Raw genomic sequence first — 19,512 nt, 5'->3', positions numbered from 1 at the left:
CGCGGACCGCGCGGACACCGCCGCGCCCGGGTGGCTCACCAGGTGACCCAGACGTCCTGGAGCCCGCCGGACAGCAGACCGGTGCGCAGGCGCAGGTCCTCGGGCCGGTCGCGCAGGCGCAGGGACGGCAGGCGGCGGGTGAGCGTGCCGAGCACCACCTGCAGCTCCATGCGGGCCAGCGGCTGACCGAGGCAGTAGTGGGCGCCGATGCCGAAGGCCAGGTGCTGGGCGGCGTTCTCCCTGCGCGGGTCGAAGCGGGCCGGGTCGTCGAACTTGCGCGGATCCCGGTTGGCCGCGAGCCGGGCCGGGATGATCGTGCTGCCCGCGGGCACGTGCCGGCCGTCCAGATCGACGTCCTCGGTGGCCACCCGGGGGAAGCCGATCACGCTGAGCGTGCTGTCCAGCCGCAGCACCTCCTCGACCGTGCCCCTGATCAGCTCCGGGTCGTCGACCACCGCCTGGTAGCGGTCGGGCTCGGCCAGCAGCATCGCCGCCATGATGGCGATCATGTTGGAGGTGGTCTCGTGCCCGGCCAGCAGCAGCGCACGTACGGTGGCGATCAGCTCGTCGTGGCCGAGCCGGCCGTCCTGGCTGTCGGAGATCTGCGTCAGCTCGCTGAGCAGGTCGTCTCCCGGCGTGGCGCGCTTGGCGTCGACCAGGTCGGAGACGTAGGCGTTGAACTCCAGGTACGCCCGCTCCACCTCCTCCTGGCTGTAACGGGTCAGGGTCAGCATGACCTGCGACCAGTGCGCGAACTTGTCCTGGTCCTCCGCCGGCGCGCCGACCAGGGCGCAGATGACGCGTACCGGCAGGGGCAGGCCGAGCCGGGCCGACAGGTTGCCGGGAGTGCCCGACTTCACCAGGTCGTCGATCAGGTCGTCGGTCATCTCCTGGATCCGCGACCGCCAGGTCTCCATCTTGCGGATGGTGAAGGACGGGGTGAGCAGCCGCCGCCAGCGCAGATGGCCCTCGCCCTCGGCCGCGCCCGAGCCGCCGCTGCGGGCGAACAGGCCGCCGTCCTTCGTGGTCGACACCCGCGCGGCGTCGGCCCCGCCGCGGCGGAAGCGCCCGTCCGAGAGCACCGTTCGTACGTCGTCGTAGCGGGTCACGAGCTGGGCCGTGTCGCCGCTGGGCAGCCGTACGTGCGCCACCGGGCAGCGCTCCTGCAGCTCCGCCCACTCGCGCGGCGGCTCCAGGGCGGTGTCCCGGTCGAACGGGTAGTCCGGTGTGGTGCCAGGTGTCGGGCTGGTCATGGCGTCCCCTTCGTCGTCTCCGGTCGCCCAACACATTAAGGCGATGTCCTTAATAAGGCAATCGCCTTAAGTCAGGTGGCTCTTGACTCCTTAGCACTGCTAAGTCACTCTGGGGACGAGACGATTTAGCGATGCTAAGGAGGTGGGGTCATGGCGGACACGGCAGTGGCGTACGCGACCGGTGTGGTCAGCTCGGCGGACGGCACCACGATCGGCTACCGGCGGCTCGGTGACGGCCCCGGGCTCGTCCTGGTGAGCGGGGGCTACCTCGCCGCCCAGCACTACATGGCGCTCGCGCAGGCGTTGTGCGGCACTTTCTCCGTGTACGTCCTCGACCGGCGCGGGCGGGGCCGCAGCGGGCCGCCGGGGGAGAAGTACCGCATGGCCCGCGAGTGCGAGGACATCGACGCGCTGCTCTCCGAGACCGGCGCACGGCTGCTGTTCGGGCACAGCTCCGGCGGGCTCATCGCGCTGCAGGCGGCCCTGACCCTGCCCGCCGTCAGCCACGTCGCGGTCTACGAGCCCGCACTGTCCATGTACGGCGCCTTCGACCTGACCTGGATCCCGCGGTTCGAGCGCGAGATGGACCAGGGCGACATCGCCGCGGCGATGGTCACCTTCGTCCAGGGGGTGCAGGCCGAGCGCATGTCCGTCGCGCTGCCGCGCCGGCTGTTCGAGCTCGCCCTCAGGTGGTACTTCCGGCGGCAGCGCAAAGTGCACAAGCCGGGCGAGGAGTCCATACCGGAGCTCATCCCGCTGCAGCGTTACGACGTGCGGCTCTTCGCCGAGATGGCCGGCAGCGAGGGCTTCGCCGAGCTGCGGGCCGAGGTCCTGCTGATGGACGGGATCCGTACGCCGCCGCCGATCCACCGGGCCATCGACGCGCTGCAGGCGACGTTGCCCCGGGCCGAGCGGGTCACGCTGGACGGCGTCGGGCACGAGGCGCCGCTGAACGGCCGCGGCGCGCCGGGACGCGTCGCCGCGGAGCTCCGCGGATTCTTCCCCCACGGCTCCTGACCTGCGTGCCCGAGTCCGCGACAGGGGCGGCTGGGTAGCGTGTGGGGCATGAGCGCGGTGCGGTACTGGCGCGACCCGTTGTGGGGCGGCGTGGACCTGATGCGGGCCCGGTTCACCGGTGACCGGTTCGGGCGGCACTCCCACGACACGTACGCCATCGGCGTGGTCGAGGACGGCGTGGAGGAGATCGCCTTCCCGGAAGGGGCGCGGTGCACCGGAGCGGGCGAGATCGTCATGATCGATCCGGGCGTCGTGCACACGGGCCGGGCGCGTACGCCGGACGGGTGGTCCTACCGCGTCCTCTACCCGCGACCGGCCCAGATCGAGGCCATCGCCGCGGACGCCGGCGCCCGGGGCGGCCTGCCGTCGTTCCCCGTCCGGGCGGTCGCCGACGCGCGGGCCGCCGGGCTGCTGCTGTCCGCCCACCGCGCCGCCGAGCAGGGGCAGCGCCTGGCCGCCGACTCGCTGCTGCGGGTGCTGCTGGCCCGGCTGATCGGCGCGTACGGCACCGGGCGGCTCCGGACCCGGCCCGGCGCGGGCGGCCGGGGCGGCGCGGCTCGGGCACGCGAGCTGCTGCACGCCTCGCTGGCCGATCCGCCGGACCTGGAAGAGCTGGCCGCGGCGGCGGGGAGCACGCCGTTCGCGCTGCTGCGGTCCTTCCGCCGCGCCTACGGGCTCCCGCCGCACGCCTACGTGGTCCAGTTGCGGGTGCGGCGGGCCAGGGAGCTGCTCGAACGGGGGGTGCCGGCGGCGGAGGCGGCGGTGACCGCCGGGTTCTGCGACCAGTCGCACCTGTCGCGGCACTTCCGCCGCATCGTGGGGGCGACACCGGGCGCCTACCAGCGCGGCGTGCGCCCGGCCCCCTCGCCCGCATCCCCGTCGGTCTTCGCACCGGCATCCCCGCCCGCCTCCACCTGACGACCGGCCCGTCTTCCCGCCCTGACAGCCCGCGCGCTTTTCCGGGTGAGGTCAGCAGGCGGCGCGGATGATGCGCAGGGCCTCCTTGACCCGGTCCGCGCCGGTGCGGCAGCTCAGCACGCACAGCCGGAGGTAGAAGGCCCCGCCGATGGTGGTGCTCGACAGGTAGATCCGCCGCGTCGCGTTGATCTCCGCGAGCAGCCGCCGGTTGCGCTCGTCGCCGGACCCGCGCAGGCGGAACAGCACCACGGTGAGATCCGGCTCCCACGGCACCTCCAGGCGCGGATCACCGGCCAGCTCGCGGTGGACGAGCCCCGCCAGGTCGAGCTTCTCCTCCAGCTCCTCCTCGAAGGCCCGCACGCCGTGCAGGTGCAGCGGCAGCCACAGCCGCAGGCCACGGAACTCCCTGGTGAGCTCCACGCCCAGGTGCCCGTAGTCGGGCAACCCGGCCACCTCGTGGAGGTCCTGCAGATACCGGCCGCCGCCCGCGTGCGCGGCCCGCAGCACGGCCGGGTCGCGCACCAGCAGCACCCCCGTCCCGTACGGCAGGAACAGGCTCTTGTGCGGATCGAACGTGATCGAGTCGGCCGCCTCGATCCCCGCCAGCGCGGCCCGCCCGCGCGAGGTGAGCTGGAACCCGCCCCCGTAGGCCGCGTCCACGTGGAACCACAGCCCCTGCTCGCGCGCCAGCCGGCCCAGCTCGCCGAGCGGGTCGACCGTGCCCGTGCTGGTGCTCCCGGCGGTGCCCGCGAGCAGGAAGGGACGCAGCCCGGCGGCCCGGTCGGCGGCGATCATGGACGCCGCGGCCCCGGCGTCCATCCGCAGGTCCGCGGTGGTGGGCACGACCCGGACACGCCCGGCCGGGAACCCGGCGACCTGGGCCGCCTTGGCCAGGCTGTAGTGGGTGTGCTCGGTCACGTACAGGGTGCCGTTCACGGGCTCGTCCCCGAAGGAGGGGCCGAGCCGGTCGTGCCGGGCGGCCACCACGGCCGAGAGCGTGGCCGCCGAGGCGCCGGTGGTGACCAGCCCGCCCGCGCCGGACGGCAGCCCGAACCGGCCGGCCAGCCAGGCGAGCACGCCCTCCTCCATCGCGACCAGCGCGGGGGCGGTCTGGGCCACGCCGGTGAAGCGGTTGGCGGCCTGCGCCAGCAGCTCGGCCAGGGCTGCGGAGACGAGACCGCCCGCGGGGAAGTAGGCCAGGTAGCCGGGTCCCGCCGTGTTCACGCCCTGCTCGGCGGCCTGGCGGAACGTCTCGATCAACGCGGCGAAGTCGCCGGGCCCGTCGGCCGGCGGGCGCGAGACGAGCGCGGACAGGCGCGTGACGTCCCGGTAGTCGCTGGCGGGCGCGTCCGGCAGCCCGGCCACCTGCCGGGCGACGAGCTCGACGGCCTGCCGGCCGAGCTCCACGATCGTGTCAGGGGCGAGGTCCAGGGGGAGGGGTTCGTGCTGGGTGGTCATGCCGACACGGTAGGGAGACGGCGCCCGCCGGGGATTGGACGTTCTTGCGCGACGTTCTCGCACGACGTTCTCGCGTGACGTTCTTGCGCGACGGGCTCGGACGGGCTCGCATCGCGGGGGGCGTGCAGAACGTCGCGACCGGCTACGTCACCACGCTGGTGCTGCGCAGCGCGTTCACCGCGATCCCCGTCGAACGCCTCGGCGAGCCCGTCACCGCCGAGCTGCACGAGCTTTTCCGCAAGCGCGTCGGACTGGCCCGCTTCATCGCCGACCTCGGCCTCGCACTCTGACCTCGCCGAACCCCGGCGCCGATCACAGAGTCACCGGCCGTGCACGAAATTGGATCTTCCGCAGCGGCCAAGATCGGGTGATACTCCGGGCATGAAGCGCGCGGCCCTGGTCGGCCTCCTCGCCTTGCTGCTTCCCCTGGTCCTCGTGACGCCCACCGCTCACTCCGCACCCCGGAGCGCCGTGGGCTTCGGCGCGGGCGAGCGGATCGTGCGGGCCTACACCGACGGCGACCTGTCGGTGGACGACATGGTGACGTACGGGGTCGCGGCCCTCACCGCGCCCGAGTCGGTCCCCGCCGGCCTGCGCCCCACCGGGCCGCTGTCCGTGAACCCCCAGCGCTACCTCGTGTACCTGTCGGCCATGTCGGCGAAGGCGTCGACGCGGGCACGCCAGGTCCTGTCACCCGCACAGGCCTCGCTCGCGACGGGGACCCAGGCCGCCGCCAACCCGGACTGCGCACGCGCCCAGCCGTACAGATACCTGAACAAGGACTACCACTGCTGGGCGAACGTTGATAACTTCGTCGTCTTCTACAACGTCACCGGCGGGGTGCCGCCCACCCCCGCCGAGCCCAGCGGCCGTCCCACAGCCGTCCAGAACATGGTCGACGGCGTCGCCGTCGCCGCGAGCACCTACCGCTCGATGGGCTTCGACATCACGAACAACCCCTCGGTCCCGCACGGCATCTTCCTCGGCGTGGACAGCCTCGCGGGGCAGCCGGTGGACGCGCCGTTCGTGCTGCCGGTCGGCTACAACTTCATGCCGACCGTGCTGATGCCCTCCGACCCGGTCTACTACGACTACCACCCGCGGCACGAGCTGTTCCACGTCTTCCAGTACTCCTACTGGAACGCCGGCCAGGTGACCGAGGACGTCGTCTGGGAGTTCGTGGCCTCCGACCGGTTCGGGTCGATGAACTGGTGGATGGAGGCCACCGCCGAATGGGCCGCGCACCAGACGTACGTGAAGAACCCCTCCACCGTGCCGGACACCGCCCAGCGGGACATGTACGCGCGCAGCGTCGGCGCCTTCCTCGCCGACCCGAACCTGGCGCTGAACGCCTGGGACGGCCTCGGCGCGTCCCGCCAGTACGGCGCCTTCCTGCTGCCGCTCTACCTGACCGAGCAGGTGGGCGCGAACTTCGTGCGCAACACGTGGGAACGCATCCGCAGCGCCGGCGCCCTGCCGATCGAGGCGATCAAGTCCGTGCTCAGCGGCCGGGACCTCAACTGGCTGCTGCACGCGTTCGCCATCGCGAACTACCGGCTGGCCGGCCAGCAGTCGCTGATGGAGACGATGGGCTACAAGGACCCCGACGTCGCCCTCTGGCGGCGCAACCTCGCGGCCCACGCCGGCACGGGGGCCGACGTGCTCGGCGGGGCCCGGCCCGCGCGCGGCTCCGAGACGGCGCCCGTCGGCTACAACGAGGTCCGGGGCGGCGTGTTCTACCCGGGCGGGACGACGTACCTCGACTTCAAGGCGGAGAAGGACGCGGCGGCGGCCACGCTCACGTTCAAGGGGCCCGGCTCACCCGCGCCCGGCGTGCCTGCGCCCGGCATCACGTGGAGTGTCCTGGTCTGGGCGCGTACCGGCGAGGGCACCGCCGACGTACCGGCCTATCCGCAGCTCAAGGGCAGCCTGCCGCCCGACGGCACAGGGACGATCAAGGTCGCCGGCTTCCGCTACCCGATGGTGGCCACGCTGGTCGCCACCCGCAACGACCTGAACGCCGTCTCCAGCGTCGCGATGACCGACGACCGGGGCGCGATCTGGACCGTCGCCAACTACATCCCGATCACGCACCGCTCCTGCACGCTGCGCGCGCCCAGCATCACGGTCCAGGAGCTCGGCGCCGCGCCCCAGAACACGTTCAACTCCTACGCCGCCACGACCGCGAACGGCTGGACCGGCGGCGACTCCACCTACTCCGCGCGGATGCCGGACGGCCGGATCCTGTGGCTGTTCTCCGACACGTTCCTCGGGCCGCTCAACGCGAACGGCACCCGGCCCACGAACGCCTCGCTGATCAACAACTCGTTCGTCATCCAGAACGGCTCCCAGCTCACCACCGTGCACGGTGGCACCGCGGCCGCGCCCAAGGCGCTCATGCCGCCGCCGGACGGCACCCACTGGTACTGGAGCGGCGACGGCTTCATCGTCGGCACCCGGCTGCAGGTGATCTTCCAGAAGTACCGGCGGGAGGGCACGGGCGCGATGCCGTTCGCGTTCGACGAGAACGTCGTGGCCACGTTCTCGCTGAGCAACCTCAGCACGCCGGCCAGCGTCACGAAGCTGCCCTCGGCGGCGGGCGTGGCCTGGGGGTCGGCGATCCTGCCCGCCAGCCGCAGCGGCGACGGCTTCACCTACGTGTACGGCGTGTCGGACGCCCCGACGAACAAGCAGATGCGCATCGCCCGCGTGAAGGGCGACGACCTGCGTCAGGGCAGGTGGCAGTACTACACCTCATGGGGCTGGTCGGAGCAGGAGCAGCAGGCGGCGAACACGCTCACCGGCATCGCCAACGAGTACAGCGTCACGCCGTGGAAGGGCCAGTTCCTGCTGGTCAGCCAGGACAGCAGCCAGGCGTTCAGCGGCTGGATCAACGCCTTCACCTCGTGCGACCCGTTCGACGGTTTCACCAACCAGACCAGCGTCTACCGGATGCCCGAGCCCGGCCCGTTCGGGAGCTACGGAGACGGAGACATCATCTCCTACAACGCTCACGTGCACGCCGAGCAGAGCTCGGACAGCTCGCTGCTGATCTCCTACAACGTCAACAGCCTGGACAACCGCATCGCCGCCGACGCGGACCTGTTCCGGGACGCCGGCATCTACCGCCCGCGCTTCTTCAGGGCGGCCATCAGCTAGCCGGCGGCTTCCACGAGGGGCTCAGGCCAGGACGGCTGCCAGGTCCTTCGGCATAGTGGAGGTGACGTCCTCCCACTCGCCGTCGGTGATGTGCCGCCTGAGCGCGTGCAGCACGGTCCTGACCAGCTCTTCCGGGCTCTCCTCGTACTCGAAGGACAGCTCGCCGGCCACGCGGGACAGGAAACCGTCGCGGCCGACCTTCATCGGCACGACGCTCGGGCGCCAGCCGTCGTAGTAGATGCCGCGCATCAGCAGCGGGAGCTGGGCGGCGAGCTGCGCGCCCTCCTCGATGGTCAGCCGGTCGCGCAGCGCGTGCAGCACCGCGCGCAAGGCGGCGTAGGACTGGTTGCGGTGGCCGGACGACCAGCCGTGGGCTTCCTCGATCTCGCGCAGGACCCGGTTCGTCTTGTCCACCGTCCGGTTGAACGGCGCATACCCGGTTTCAGCCATCCCCTCCACCCCTTCTCGCTCATCACACCAAGCCTCGTTCCGGCCGTCCGGCGGTCACATCCCCCACCCGTGTAGTCCCGCAGGGCCCCGGGGCAACAAAGATCTCGATGCTCTTGGGGTTTCCGAGCCGAGTCCCGGATAGCGGATCATCCGGAGGCAGCGAGATGCGGGGACGCGAACGGGAATGGCGCCGCGTGGACGACCTGCTGCGCGGGCTGCGCGCGGGCGAGGGCGGGACGCTGCTGGTGGACGGTGAGCCGGGGTCGGGCAAGAGCCGGCTGCTCGGCGAGGCCGCCCGCGCGGCGGCCGGACGCGGCCTCGGCGTCCTCCGGTGCGGCGTGGCGGAGCTGGGCGAGCTCGTACCGTGCGGCCTGCTGCTGGAGGCCCTCGGCCTGCGGCCGGAGGACGACCCCGCGCTCGCCCCCGGCGCGCAGCTGGACCGCCTGCTGGCGGCCTTCGAGGTACGGGCGGGAGCGCCCGTGCTGGCCGTGTTCGACGACCTGCAACGGGCGGACCCGGCGACGCTGAAGACGCTGTGCGCCCTGCACGAATCGCTCGCCGGCCGGCCCGTCGGCTGGCTGCTGAGCCGATCGACGGCCGGGGCCGGGGCGGCGGCCCTGTTCGACCTCCTGGAGCGGCACGGGGCCGGGCGGATGACGCTCGCGCCCCTCGCACCGGACGCCGTCGCGGCGCTGGCCACGGACACGCTGGGGGAGCCGCCCGGCCCGGCGACGCGAGCGCTGGTGAACGCCGCGGGCGGCAACCCGCTGCTGATCACCGAACTGCTCGCCGGCCTACGCGACGAAGGCCTGTGTGGCGAGGGCCTGTGTGGTGAGGGCCTGTGTGGTGAGGGCCTGTGTGATGAGGGCCGGGGCGGTGTCGCGGACGCCTCCGTGTCAGCGTTCGCTGCGGCTTCGGCGGACGCCGTGGTGTCGGGGGAGCGCCTGCCCGGCCGGTTGCGAACGCTGGTGCGGGGCTGGATGGTCCCGCTGAGCGCCGGGGCGAGGAGCCTGGTCGAGACGGCCGCCGTGCTCGGCGGGTCGCTGTCGCTGGAGCACGCGGCGGCGCTGCTCGGCACCACGCCGGCCGCGCTGCTGCCCGCGATGGAGGAGTGTGCGGCGGCGGGCGTCCTGGTCGTCACCGCGCACGGCCTGGCCTTCCGTCACGAGCTGGTCGGGGACGTCGTCGCCGCGTCGATCCCGGCGCCGGTGCGGCGCGCGCTCGCGGACCAGTTCGACGCCCTCAGGAGCGCGCCGCCGCCGGTGGCGCTCCTGCCCGGCCCCGCCGCCGTCGAGGCCGCGATCGCCGAAGGGCGCCTCCAGGAGGCCGAGCACCTGGTACGGGAACGCCTCGCCCAGCACTGCTCGGTGTACGGCATGGCGGAGCTGCGCTGCCTGCTGGCGGACATCATGTACCTGACCGGCCGGGGCGACGAGGCGGTCAGGGAGGCCGAGACCGCGCTGGCCGTCCCCGGCCTGCCGCACCACGTACGCGACCGGGCCGCCCTGGTGCGCCTGCACACCATGACCCGCCTGCGGAACGACGGCGCGGCGGCGACCTGCGCACACGAGCTCATCGCCGCACACCCCGGGCATGGTGCTGAGGCCCTCGACCGGCACCCCGGGCACGGATCCCGGGCTTTCGGCGCGGACTCGGGGGACGGTTCCCAGGTAGTCGGCGCGGGCTCCGGGTACGGGCCCGGGGTCATGGTCGCCGCGCTGCTGGCCCTCGCGTCGGCCGAGCGTGAGCGGGGCCGGCTGACCCGCGCGCTGGAGCTGGCCGTGGACGCCGGGCGGCTGGCCGGCGCGGACGGGCCGGGAGAGCGCCGCTACGAGGCGGTTCTGGCCACGGCCGGACTGCTCACCGACATGTTCCGGCTGGACGAGGCGCGGGCGGCGATCCAGCAGGCGCGCAAGGACATGTTCGAGCACGGCCGGCTGGCCTGGGCGGCGGACGCCTCCGCGCTGGAGGCCCGTACCGAACTGGCCGCGGGCCATCTGGACGGCGCTGCCGCCGAGGCGGGCCGGGCCCTGAACCTGGCGGATGCCCACGACACGCCGCTGTCGGCCGCCACGGCCCGCGCCGTGCTGGCCACGGTCGCGCTGCGGCGCGGCGACCTGCGCGAGGCGGTCTGGCAGCGGAGGCCCCCGCTCAGAGCACGCCCGAGAGCCTGCTTGCGGGCTCGTCTGTGGGTGCGTCTGGGGATTCGGAGGGCGATTCGGCGAGCGGTTCGACAAAGGGCTCGGCGGGCGGCTGGGCAAGGGGTTCGGCCGAGGCGGGCATCAGGCACGCGCTGCTCGTGGTCCAGGTCGCGGAGGCGCGCGACGGCCCGCGCAGCGCGATGGCGCTGCTCGCCGACCTGCGGGACCGGTTCGGACGGCACACGCCGGCGCTCGCCCTGGAGCCGGCCGCGAGCGCGTGGATGGTCAGGCTGGCCCTCGCCGCCGCCGACCGTCCCGCCGCCGAGTCCGTGGTCGCCGGCGCGGAGGCGCTCAGCGGGGCCAACCCGGAGCTCCCCGTACTCGCCGCCTGCGCCGCGCACGCCCGCGGCCTGCTCGACGGCGATCCGGACGCCCTGGCCCACGCAGCCGCGCACGCCGCGGACCCGTGGGCCAGAGCCTCGGCCGCCGAGGACCTCGGCAGGGCGCTGGAGGCCGCGGGACGGCGCGCGGAGGCGGCGGAGAGCCTGGAACACGCCCTGGCGAGCTACCAGGACATGGGCGCGGCCCGGGACGCGGCCCGCACCCGGCGGCGCCTGCGCGGCCTGGGCGTCCACCACCGGCACTGGAGCTCCGCCGAGCGCCCGGTCTCCGGCTGGGACAGCCTCACCGAGACGCAGCACGCCGTCTCCCTGCTCGTCGCCGACGGCTGGACCAACCGGCAGATCGCCGAACAGATGTTCCTCAGCGTCCATACAGTCACGTTCCACCTCAGACAGGTCTATCGGAAGCTGAACATCAGCTCCCGCGTCGAGCTCGCCCGCTTCGCGGTGGCCGAGGACCGGGACGGTGCGGATCCACCCGGTCACGGGCGATGACTACACATCTGGGGGATGTGGCCGCGCAACGCCTGGACGAACGTCTGTAGAAGAGGCACCGGCCGAGGCCGTCAGGCCCCGGCACAGCACGGTGCCCGGTTGCGGATGAAGGAGGAGCCGTGTCCATCGCGTCGTCCGGTCTCATCACCACCAACAGGGAACCTCTCGCCACCTATCACACCTACGAGGAGGCGCAGAAGACCGTCGACTACCTGTCGGACCACGGCTTCCCCGTCAAGGGGACGCTGATCGTGGGCGTGGGCCTGCGGTCGGTCGAGCAGGTCGTCGCCCGCATGACGTACCTGCGAGCAGCCGGCTGGGGCGCGCTCAGCGGCGCCTGGTTCGGTCTGCTCATCGGCCTGTTCTTCGGGATCTTCGCGGCCCGGCCGGGGGCCTGGCTGACGCTGCTCCTGTGGGGCCTGCTCTGGGGCGCCGTGGCCGGAGCCATCTTCGGCCTGATCGCGCACGCGGTCCACGGAGGCAGGCGGGACTTCGTCTCGGAGAGCTCACTGGTGGCCGACAGATACGAGGTCCTGGTCGAGTCCGAACACGCCGCCAGGGCCCACGAACTGATCAGGAAGCCGGCCGGGTAGCGAAGCACGGGCGGCTCAGAAGGCGGCGTGTCCCAGGAAGGCGAAGGTACGGGACTGCTCCTCCTCGTCGCCCACCGGGCTGACCAGGAGATCGGTCGCGCCGGCGGCCGCGTACCGGGCGATCTCGGCCTCGACCGTGCGCTCGCTCCCGGCGATGACCGTCTCGTGGATGCCCGACATGCCCTGGCGGTCCAGCATGGCGCGGTAGCCGGCGAAGTCCCCGGCGAAGCCGAACTGCTCGGCGATCCGGCGCCGTACCTTCTCGGGGTCGTTCGTGATCGCCACCATGGCGCTCGCCACGACGCGCGGCGCGGGACGGCCCGCCGCCCGCGCCGCCTCGGTGATGCGGGGCACGATGTGCTCGGCGACCGCCCGGGCGCCCGTCCAGACGGTCACCGTCCCGTCGGCCAGCTCGCCCGCGATGCGCAGCATCACGGGACCGAGCGCCGACAGCAGCACCGGGGGCGGGGTGGCGCCGGGCACCGTGACCTGCCCGGTGACGGAGAGGGTCGCGCCGCGATAGTCGACGGCCTCGCCGCGCAGCAGCGGCATCAGCGCGCTGAGGTATTCGCGCACGTGCCGCGCCGGCCGGTCGTAGTCGAGCCGCGCAACCGCGAGCGCATCGTGGCGACCGCGCTCGAACTGTTCGCCGAGCACGGTCCCGGTGTGTCGATGGAGGACATCGCCTGCGCGGCGGGGCTCGGCGTGGGCACGCTCTACCGCCATTTCCCCGACCGCCGCGCCCTGGTGGCCGACCTGGCGACGACCACGCTGTCCGGCCTGCGCGACCACGTCCGCGCCCAGCTCGCCGAGGACGTCTCGCGCTGGGAGGTGCTGCTGCGGGTCGTGCGTTACTGCGCGGGTCAGCCGCTGGCGCTGATCACCTCGCTCGGCGCGGGCGCGACCCCGGGCACGGCCGCCCCGGTGGAGCTGATCCAGGAGGTCGACGGGCTGCTCACGCGGCTCGCCCTACAGGCTCAGGAAGAGGGCACGCTGCGCGGCGACATCACGCCCGAGCAGGTCGTCGGGCTGCTCAACGTCATGGTCTGCCGCCCGGGGGCCCGGCCGGACGACCCGCTCTCGACCGTGATGCTCGACGGCCTCAAGGCGGGTTGACCGCCCCCTCAAACGGCGGGCTGTTAATGGGCGGGCATCGCTTCGGGCAAGCATCGGTACCGTGCCCGCCTCGCGGGTGCCGCGGGCGCTAGGAAAGGGCCGGTGGGATCAAGGGAGTCGCTTCGTTCGTGGCTGCGCGCCGACCCGTGGCGGGCGCTGCTCATCCTGGTGGCCGCCGGCTACGGGATCGTCCAGTTCGCCGTGGTCACGCCCGGGATGGGGCTGGGCTGGGACGAGACCGTCTACGTCAGCCAGGTCGATCCGCGCGTGCCGGCGGCCGAGTTCATCGCGCCGCGGGCCCGGGGGATCACCCTGCTCGTCGCGCCCGTGGTGTTCGTCACCTCCTCGACGGAGGCGCTGCGGGTCTACCTGTGCGTGCTGTCCGCGCTGGTCCTGTACGCGTCCTTTCGTACCTGGTCGCGGGTCCGCCCGGGTGCGGTGGCGCCGCTCGCCGCCCTGCTGTTCGCGTCCCTGTGGCTGACGCTCTTCTACGGCGGCCAGGCGATGCCGAACCTGTGGGTCGCGTTCGGCGCGGTGGCCGCCACCGGCTGGCTGCTGCGCTGCCGGCAGGCCGGCAGCGGGCGCGGGCCGCTGATCGGGCCGCTGATCGGGCCGCTGATCGGGCTGGCGGCGAGCGTGACCGCGGTGGCCCTGCTGCGCCCGCCGGACAGCCTCTGGCTCGTCCTGGCGCTCGCGGCGCCGCTCATCGGACCGGCCTGGCGGCGCGGCAGGGTGGGGGCGGCGCTGGTGGCGGGCCTGGTGGCAGGGTGGGCCGACTGGATCGTCGAGGCGTTCGTACGCTTCGGCGGCCCGGTCGCGCGCTGGCAGGCCGCCGGCGCGGCGAACGAGACGGGCCTGCACTTCTCGCTGTTCGAGCACGCGCGAGCGCTCAACGGCCCGCTCCTGTGCCGGCCTCCCGCCCACTGCGGGGCCGTCCTGCTGCCCTGGCTGCTGTGGTGGAGCGCGATCCCCGTCCTCGTCCTGCTCGGCCTGTACGCGGCGCGGCGGCGCGACGCGGGCGCCTACGTCCTGGCGGCCGCCGCCGGCCTGCTCATGGCCGTGCCGTACGTCTTCCTGGTCGGCTACGCCGCGCCGCGCTTCCTGCTGCCGACGTACGCGCTGCTGGCCTTCCCGATCGCGGCCGGAGTCGTCGGGCTGCTGGAGCGGCCGCGCGGACGGGCGCCCCGGTGCGCCGTCGCGGGCCTCGTGGCCGCGGGCGCGCTCGGCCAGGTCGCCCTCCAGGGGCTCACGCTCGACAAGGTCGCCTCCCGCAGGCTGTCCAGGCGGGACGCCGACGTTCAGGTCGCCCAGGCGCTGGACGGCCTCCACCTGCGCCGTCCCTGCCTGGTGTACGGGGAGCACGCCGCGATGATCGCCTACCGGGCGGGCTGCGCGGCGCACACGGTCCTGCGCTGGCGGAGTGAGCCCGTGGTGCCCGCCCCGGTGCGCGCCGCGCAGAGCGCGGGCAGGCAGGTGGTCGCCGTCGTCGAAGGGCGGGCGACTCCGCCGCCGCTGGCGGCCTGGGGGAGGACGCCCCTGCCGGAGGTCCGGCCGGGCAGGTGGCACGCGTACGTCCCTCGCTGAGTCTCATTTCCCGGCTGAGCCGGGCGTCTTTCCCGATACCAGGGCCGATATGGACAATTCTTCACCGTCGCTTTCCCAAGTATGGGGAATTCAGGTCCGGTGTGGCGTTGTGGCGTGGTTCGCCGTAACTGTAAGCATCAGTACCGGTCTCGTTAACTCGCTCGGCGGGCATTGCACGAGCCGCATTCCGACCTGCTGTTTCAGTTCCAGCCATGGGTCGCATTCCGAAAGGAACGGTACATGTTCACGCCCATTCCCGGCTCAAAAGCCACAGCCACGCACGCCCGGCCGGCGTTGCGGCACTCGATGAGGAGAGTGTCGAAGCTGGCCATGAGCGGTGGCCTCGCTCTGGCCCTGACCGCGTCCCTGGCTCCGGCCGCGAGCGCGGACGACCACGATCACCACAGCCGTCACCACCACCACGACGACGATCACGGGTGCACGCCGCGCACCTTCTTCAAGCGCGACCACCTGTCGCCGCGGAACTTCTTCCTGCCCCGCACCCACTACATCGACGGGCCCGGCGGCTCCATGACGGTGTCGGTGACGCGGGAGCACGAGGTGCTCGCGTTCCTCGAGACCGAGAAGGATCGGATCCACTCGACCACCACCGGGGACGCGGCGATCACCCCGGGCCTGGTCGTCCGCAGCCTGCGCAAGCTGGGACTGCCGCACCTCGAAGAGCGTCACATGGTCTTCACCGGCCACGAGTTCACGCGGGAGGTCAGCAAGGGCATGTACGGCAACATGTGGTACCGCGTCTTCGGCTACCGCATCGGCTGGTCGGCCTGGTCCGTGCTCGGCACGTGCCGGCACGTCAAGATCGCGTCCGGCTTCGCCAACGTGCCCGCCCGCGTGGAGGGCTGGCACTACTGGGAGAGCAGGCACCCGACGTACAAGGGCCGCAAGCTGTCCTTCAAGTGACGCGTGGCCTCCGGGCGGACGAACAGCCGCGATCTCCCTGATCGACGAGATCCGCGGCTGGATCGCCGCCCGGTTCCGGGGGCGCGTGGCGCGAGCGGCCGCGGCCCCGGAACCTCCCGCTCCTACCCGAGTCGGCGGCGGCGGCGCCGTCGGCGGCTGCTGCGTTCTGTGTCGGAGCTGTTGCTGTCTCCCGGACCCGGGATCGGGCTGCTGAGGCGGGGCAGGGAGAGGCAGATCCTCGCGGCTGTGATCTGACGCTGACGGTTCATAAAGCCGGACATACCCCCATAAATGATCCCGAAGTGCCTGAAAAGCAGATTTGATCTGAAGCTTGACCGCCTGCGGGCTGTGCGCGCTTCCCGGACAGGTGTTCCTCTTCGCCCAGCCCGTCAATATGGTAAAAGTCCTGCCATTTATGACGGGAAAGGCGTGACGATGATCGAGACGATGTTCGATCAGGACTATCTGCGCGACCCGCACGCGGTCTTCGCGCGACTCCGCTCGGAACAGCCCGTATACCGCACCGCCACGCCGCAGGGCGTACAGGCCTGGGTGGTGAGCCGCTACGAGGACGTCCGGGCGGCGTGCACCGACCCCCGCCTCAGCAAGGACTTCACGAACAACCCCCACCTGCTCAAGGCGAACGAGCTGGAGGGCGGCGACAGCAGCGGCCTCGCGGCCGTGGTGCCGCACAACATGCTCTACGTCGACCCGCCCGACCACGTACGGCTGCGCCGCCTGGTGGGCAAGGTGTTCACCGCAGGGCGCATCCAGGCGCTGCGCCCGCGCATCGAGCAGATCAGCGCCGGCCTCCTCGACCGCGCCGGCACGGAGTTCGACCTCCTGCACGACTACGCGGTGCCGCTGCCCGCCATGGTGATCGGCGAGCTGCTCGGCATCCCGGAGGGCGACTGGCCGCGGCTGATCGCCTGGTCGAACACCACCATCGAGGGCGCGGCGCTGGACCCCGGCGACGTCGTCGAGGCGGCGACCGCGTTCACCGGCTATCTGGACGAGCTGTGCGAGTCGAGGCGCGCGGACCCCAAGGACGACCTGCTCAGCGCCATGGTGCAGGCCCAGGACGAGACCGGCGTGCTCAGCCGCCGCGAGCTGGTCGACACCGCGTTCCTGCTCGTGGTCGCCGGGCACGAGACGACCGTGCACCTGATCTGCAACGGCATGCTCGCGCTGCTGCGCCACCCCGATCAGCTCGCCGCGCTCCGCGCGGATCCGTCAGGGCTGCCCGGGGCGGTCGAGGAGTTCCTGCGTTTCGACGGGCCCGTCAGCACGTCCACGCTCCGGTTCACCACGGAGCCCGTCACGATCGGGGGGACGGAGATCCCCGAGGGCCAGCTGGTCCTGGTGGCCTTCCTGTCCGCCAACCGGGACGCGGCGCAGTTCGCGGACCCCGATCGTTTCGACGTCACCAGGGCGCCCGGCCAGCACGTGGCGTTCGGTCACGGCGTCCATTACTGCCTCGGCGCGCCGCTGGCCAGGACCGAGGGCGTGATCGCCTTCGGCCACCTGCTGCGGCGCTTCCCCGATCTGCGGCTCGCCGTCCCCGAGGACCGGCTGGCATGGCGTCCCGGCCTGCTCATGCACGGGCTGACCAGCCTGCCCGTACGGAGCTCCTTGCGCTAACCGCCGTTCGCCTCGGACCTGCTGCTGGCGATGAGCTCGTGATGCCGTACGACCTCGGCGATGATGAAGATCAGGAACCGCTCGGCGAACACCGGATCGAGCTTCGACTCCTCCGCGAGCCTGCGCAGGCGGCTGATCTGCCGGGCCTCGCGCTCGGGATCGGCGGGCGGAAGCTGATATTCCGCCTTCAGCCGACCGACCTCCTGCGTGCACTTGAACCGCTCCGCGAGCAGGTGGACGAGGGCGGCGTCAAGATTGTCGATGCTGGCGCGAAGCCGCTGCAACTCCTGGCGGACGTGCTCCTCCGCGTCCGCCTGGGGTTCGGCCCGTGCGAGGGGTTGATCCATGAGCACGTTCCCCACTTGTGCAAATGACACGGTCTTAGACCGGCAAACCCTACCACCGCATATCAAGTCGGACATCCACTTTGGATCATCGACAGCCTGCTGAGTATCAGGTACCTTCTTCTTGAGAAGCAGGTACCTGATTAAGGGGTGAGTCCATCGTGAAGGCACTGATCATCGGAGCGGGCATGGGCGGCCTGACCCTGGCCCAGGCGCTGCGGCGCGACGGGGCCGAGGTGGCGGTCTACGACCGCGACCCGGCCGTGGAGGCCACCGGCGGCTACCGGCTCCATCTCGACGACCGGGCGTGCGCGGTCCTGCGCCGCCGGCTCGCGCCCGCGCACTACCAGGCGCTGCTGGGCAGCTCGGCGGGCAGGGGCGCGTTCCGCAGGTTCGCGATCGCCGATCACCGGATGCGGCTGCTCTTCGCCGAGCCGCGGGATCCGGGGACGGAGAGCCTGATGGTCGGGCGGATACCGCTGCGGCGGCTGCTCGCGTACGGGCTGGGCGACGCGCTGCGCTTCGGCGCCGAGTTCACCGGACATGAGACGCACCCCGACGGCACGGTCACCGCGCACTTCGCCGACGGCCGCACGGACCGGGGCGACCTGCTGGTCGGCGCGGACGGCGTGGGGTCGCGGGTCGCGGCGGCGCTGGCCGGGCGCCCGACGTCCGCGCCCGCGGGGGTGAGCGGGATCGCCGGCCGCACGCCGCTGGACGCGCGCACGCGCGCCCTCGTCCCGTCCCTGCTGGCGCAGGGGCCGGCGCTGGCGTTCGGGCCGGGCGGGATCGGGATGTTCATCGCCGTCCACGATCCGGCCGCCGGGACCGTGGTCGATCCCGCCACCTGCACGGAGGTGCCGGCCGTGGTGGAGCCGCCGACGTTCATCTGGGGGTTGCTGGCGCCGGACCGGGCCTACCCGGACAGGCCGCGCGACCTCGACGGCGCGGGGCTGATCCGGGTCACGGAGGCCCTGACCGAGGGGTGGTCGGGGCACGTGCGGGCGCTCGTACGCGCCGGCGATCCCGCGACCGTCGCCCACTTCCGCTTCCACGCCGCCGACCCGGCCGCCGACCTCACGCCGTGGCCGGCGGGGGTCGTCACGGCGCTCGGCGACGCGGTGCACGCGATGCCGCCCACCGGCGGCATGGCCGCCGCCACCGCCATCCGCGACGCCGACGTCCTGGCGGACGAGCTGGCCAGGGTACGGGCGGGGGAGTCCACGATCCCGATGGCGGTGCACCGCTACCAGGTCCGGATGGCGACGTACGCGGCCGATGCGGTGCGCGCGTCGCTCCAGCCGCTGACCTGGGTGAACCGGCTCAACGGCCCGGTCGGGACGCGCGTCGCCCGGGTCACACTCCCGGCCCTCGCCGCGGCTACCCGCCTCGGGCGCGGCATCACCGGAGCCCGCGTTGCCTGACCAGGGCCTCTTCCGGAACGCCGCCGGCGAACGAGACCGGTGGGCCGAGCGCGAACGGGGGCGGGACCCTGGGACGGAGCATGACCCGGACCGGGATGCTTGGGCCGACGGTGAGCCGGATCTGCCGTTGTGGGAGTTGATCCAGACGTCCCACGTCGTCGCCCGTGACTTCACCGCGGTCTTCGCCTCCGTCGGGCTGACCCCGACGCAGTTCGGCGTTCTGGCCACGCTCGCCGACGGCGACGATCTCAGCCAGGCCGAGCTCGCCCGCGTGATCATGGTCAGGCCTCAGAGCATGGGCGAGCTGGTCGCCTCGCTCCTCGACCGGGGCCTCGTGGAGCGCGACAGCCCCGGCGGGCGGGGACGCCGCGCGGGCCTGCGCATCACCGCGACCGGCCGCGAGCTCCTGAGCCGCGCGCAGCCGGCGGTGGTGACGTTCAACGCCCCCGAGGCCATGGGCCTGTCCGCGGCCGAGGCCGCCGAACTGACCCGGCTGCTCCGCATCGTCCGCGCCACCCTGTCCTGACCCGTGCGGCGCCCTCCAGAGAAGCCCTTTCGGTGTGCCGCCCTCCGGGGAGCACCCCGCTGAGTGCC

Annotated in this window: 17 protein-coding genes and 1 pseudogene; 13 read left to right on the top strand and 5 right to left on the bottom strand. The window is 72.8% G+C overall.

Translation table 11 applies throughout. From position 1 onward, the window contains the following. Positions 1-35: 35 nt before the first annotated feature. Positions 36-1,253, bottom strand: coding sequence for a cytochrome P450 (locus ABEA43_RS58085; protein ID WP_345576375.1), 1,218 nt, complete (start codon positions 1,251-1,253; stop codon positions 36-38). A gap of 150 nt (positions 1,254-1,403) precedes the next feature. Between ABEA43_RS58085 and ABEA43_RS58080 the strand changes: the two genes are divergently transcribed. Together ABEA43_RS58080 and ABEA43_RS58075 are read left to right on the top strand one after the other, a co-directional pair. Further along, positions 1,404-2,270, top strand: coding sequence for an alpha/beta fold hydrolase (locus tag ABEA43_RS58080; protein WP_345576373.1), 867 nt, complete (start codon positions 1,404-1,406; stop codon positions 2,268-2,270). Positions 2,271-2,318: 48 nt separating this feature from the next. Beyond that, positions 2,319-3,188: an AraC family ligand binding domain-containing protein gene (locus tag ABEA43_RS58075; RefSeq protein WP_345576371.1), complete on the top strand. Its 870-nt coding sequence runs from the start codon at positions 2,319-2,321 to the stop codon at positions 3,186-3,188. Positions 3,189-3,239: 51 nt separating this feature from the next. On the opposite strand, the gene ABEA43_RS58070 is transcribed toward ABEA43_RS58075, so the two are convergent. Further along, positions 3,240-4,646, bottom strand: coding sequence for a pyridoxal phosphate-dependent decarboxylase family protein (locus ABEA43_RS58070; RefSeq protein WP_345576369.1), 1,407 nt, complete (start codon positions 4,644-4,646; stop codon positions 3,240-3,242). Positions 4,647-4,720: 74 nt separating this feature from the next. On the opposite strand from ABEA43_RS58070, the gene ABEA43_RS58065 reads away from it, so the two are divergent. Together ABEA43_RS58065 and ABEA43_RS58060 are read left to right on the top strand one after the other, a co-directional pair. Then, a complete protein-coding gene (locus ABEA43_RS58065; RefSeq protein ID WP_345576366.1) occupies positions 4,721-4,936 on the top strand; it encodes a hypothetical protein in 216 nt (71 codons plus the stop codon). A 91-nt stretch (positions 4,937-5,027) separates the two neighbouring features. After that, on the top strand, positions 5,028-7,805 hold the full coding sequence (locus tag ABEA43_RS58060) for a hypothetical protein (RefSeq protein ID WP_345576364.1): 2,778 nt from the start codon (positions 5,028-5,030) through the stop codon (positions 7,803-7,805). Between the two features lie 21 nt (positions 7,806-7,826). On the opposite strand, the gene ABEA43_RS58055 is transcribed toward ABEA43_RS58060, so the two are convergent. Next, entirely contained in the window at positions 7,827-8,255 is a 429-nt protein-coding gene (locus tag ABEA43_RS58055; protein ID WP_345576361.1) for a DUF2267 domain-containing protein, read from the bottom strand. Positions 8,256-8,362: 107 nt separating this feature from the next. Here ABEA43_RS58055 and ABEA43_RS58050 point away from each other — a divergent pair. The 3 genes and pseudogenes from ABEA43_RS58050 to ABEA43_RS58040 form a co-directional block, all read left to right on the top strand. Then, positions 8,363-8,812, top strand: a pseudogene (locus tag ABEA43_RS58050) (ATP-binding protein); the annotation flags it as partial. A gap of 1,784 nt (positions 8,813-10,596) precedes the next feature. Beyond that, on the top strand, positions 10,597-11,292 hold the full coding sequence (locus ABEA43_RS58045; protein WP_345576494.1) for a helix-turn-helix transcriptional regulator: 696 nt from the start codon (positions 10,597-10,599) through the stop codon (positions 11,290-11,292). A gap of 119 nt (positions 11,293-11,411) precedes the next feature. Next, positions 11,412-11,885: a YflT domain-containing protein gene (locus ABEA43_RS58040; protein WP_345576359.1), complete on the top strand. Its 474-nt coding sequence runs from the start codon at positions 11,412-11,414 to the stop codon at positions 11,883-11,885. Between the two features lie 15 nt (positions 11,886-11,900). Here ABEA43_RS58040 and ABEA43_RS58035 read toward each other — a convergent pair whose 3' ends face one another. Then, complete coding sequence (locus tag ABEA43_RS58035; protein ID WP_345576357.1) at positions 11,901-12,461, bottom strand: LLM class flavin-dependent oxidoreductase; 561 nt, start codon at positions 12,459-12,461, stop codon at positions 11,901-11,903. On the opposite strand from ABEA43_RS58035, the gene ABEA43_RS58030 reads away from it, so the two are divergent. The 4 genes from ABEA43_RS58030 (at position 12,462) to ABEA43_RS58015 (ending at position 17,150) form a co-directional block, all read left to right on the top strand. Then, positions 12,462-13,001 carry a TetR/AcrR family transcriptional regulator gene (locus ABEA43_RS58030; RefSeq protein WP_345576355.1) on the top strand — a complete coding sequence of 180 codons (540 nt, stop codon included), beginning with the start codon at positions 12,462-12,464 and terminating at the stop codon, positions 12,999-13,001. 102 nt (positions 13,002-13,103) lie between these two features. Further along, entirely contained in the window at positions 13,104-14,585 is a 1,482-nt protein-coding gene (locus ABEA43_RS58025) for a DUF2339 domain-containing protein (RefSeq protein ID WP_345576353.1), read from the top strand. A gap of 240 nt (positions 14,586-14,825) precedes the next feature. Next, the gene (locus tag ABEA43_RS58020) at positions 14,826-15,509 is read left to right on the top strand and encodes a hypothetical protein (RefSeq protein ID WP_345576351.1); all 684 of its coding nucleotides are present in this window, start codon (positions 14,826-14,828) and stop codon (positions 15,507-15,509) included. A 435-nt stretch (positions 15,510-15,944) separates the two neighbouring features. Continuing rightward, positions 15,945-17,150, top strand: a complete 1,206-nt coding sequence (locus ABEA43_RS58015; protein WP_345576349.1) for a cytochrome P450 family protein — start codon at positions 15,945-15,947, stop codon at positions 17,148-17,150. Here the strand turns inward: ABEA43_RS58015 and ABEA43_RS58010 are convergent. Further along, positions 17,147-17,497 (bottom strand): chorismate mutase, encoded by a 351-nt coding sequence (locus tag ABEA43_RS58010; protein ID WP_345576347.1) that lies wholly within the window; start codon positions 17,495-17,497, stop codon positions 17,147-17,149. The two genes, ABEA43_RS58015 and ABEA43_RS58010, sit on opposite strands and share 4 nt — an antisense overlap. Positions 17,498-17,655: 158 nt before the next feature. Here ABEA43_RS58010 and ABEA43_RS58005 point away from each other — a divergent pair, with 158 nt between their 5' ends. After that, complete coding sequence (locus ABEA43_RS58005) at positions 17,656-18,918, top strand: FAD-dependent oxidoreductase (RefSeq protein WP_345576345.1); 1,263 nt, start codon at positions 17,656-17,658, stop codon at positions 18,916-18,918. Next, on the top strand, positions 18,911-19,444 hold the full coding sequence (locus ABEA43_RS58000; RefSeq protein WP_345576344.1) for a MarR family winged helix-turn-helix transcriptional regulator: 534 nt from the start codon (positions 18,911-18,913) through the stop codon (positions 19,442-19,444). Before ABEA43_RS58005 ends, ABEA43_RS58000 begins: the two co-directional genes overlap by 8 nt. Positions 19,445-19,512: the final 68 nt, after the last annotated feature.

Source organism: Nonomuraea rosea (assembly GCF_039539705.1).
In the GTDB taxonomy this organism is placed as follows: Bacteria; Actinomycetota; Actinomycetes; order Streptosporangiales; family Streptosporangiaceae; genus Nonomuraea; species Nonomuraea rosea.
This window is presented reverse-complemented; position numbering and strand designations above follow the sequence as displayed.

Excerpts from the sequence above, each read along its gene's own strand:
- ABEA43_RS58085 (WP_345576375.1), bottom strand. The coding sequence starts at position 1,253 with ATGACCAGCCCGACACCTGGCACCACACCGGACTACCCGTTCGACCGG.
- ABEA43_RS58080 (WP_345576373.1), top strand. The coding sequence starts at position 1,404 with ATGGCGGACACGGCAGTGGCGTACGCGACCGGTGTGGTCAGCTCGGCG.
- ABEA43_RS58075 (WP_345576371.1), top strand. The coding sequence starts at position 2,319 with ATGAGCGCGGTGCGGTACTGGCGCGACCCGTTGTGGGGCGGCGTGGAC.
- ABEA43_RS58070 (WP_345576369.1), bottom strand. The coding sequence starts at position 4,646 with ATGACCACCCAGCACGAACCCCTCCCCCTGGACCTCGCCCCTGACACG.
- ABEA43_RS58060 (WP_345576364.1), top strand. The coding sequence starts at position 5,028 with ATGAAGCGCGCGGCCCTGGTCGGCCTCCTCGCCTTGCTGCTTCCCCTG.
- ABEA43_RS58055 (WP_345576361.1), bottom strand. The coding sequence starts at position 8,255 with ATGGCTGAAACCGGGTATGCGCCGTTCAACCGGACGGTGGACAAGACG.
- ABEA43_RS58045 (WP_345576494.1), top strand. The coding sequence starts at position 10,597 with ATGGCGCTGCTCGCCGACCTGCGGGACCGGTTCGGACGGCACACGCCG.
- ABEA43_RS58020 (WP_345576351.1), top strand. The coding sequence starts at position 14,826 with ATGTTCACGCCCATTCCCGGCTCAAAAGCCACAGCCACGCACGCCCGG.
- ABEA43_RS58015 (WP_345576349.1), top strand. The coding sequence starts at position 15,945 with ATGATCGAGACGATGTTCGATCAGGACTATCTGCGCGACCCGCACGCG.
- ABEA43_RS58010 (WP_345576347.1), bottom strand. The coding sequence starts at position 17,497 with ATGGATCAACCCCTCGCACGGGCCGAACCCCAGGCGGACGCGGAGGAG.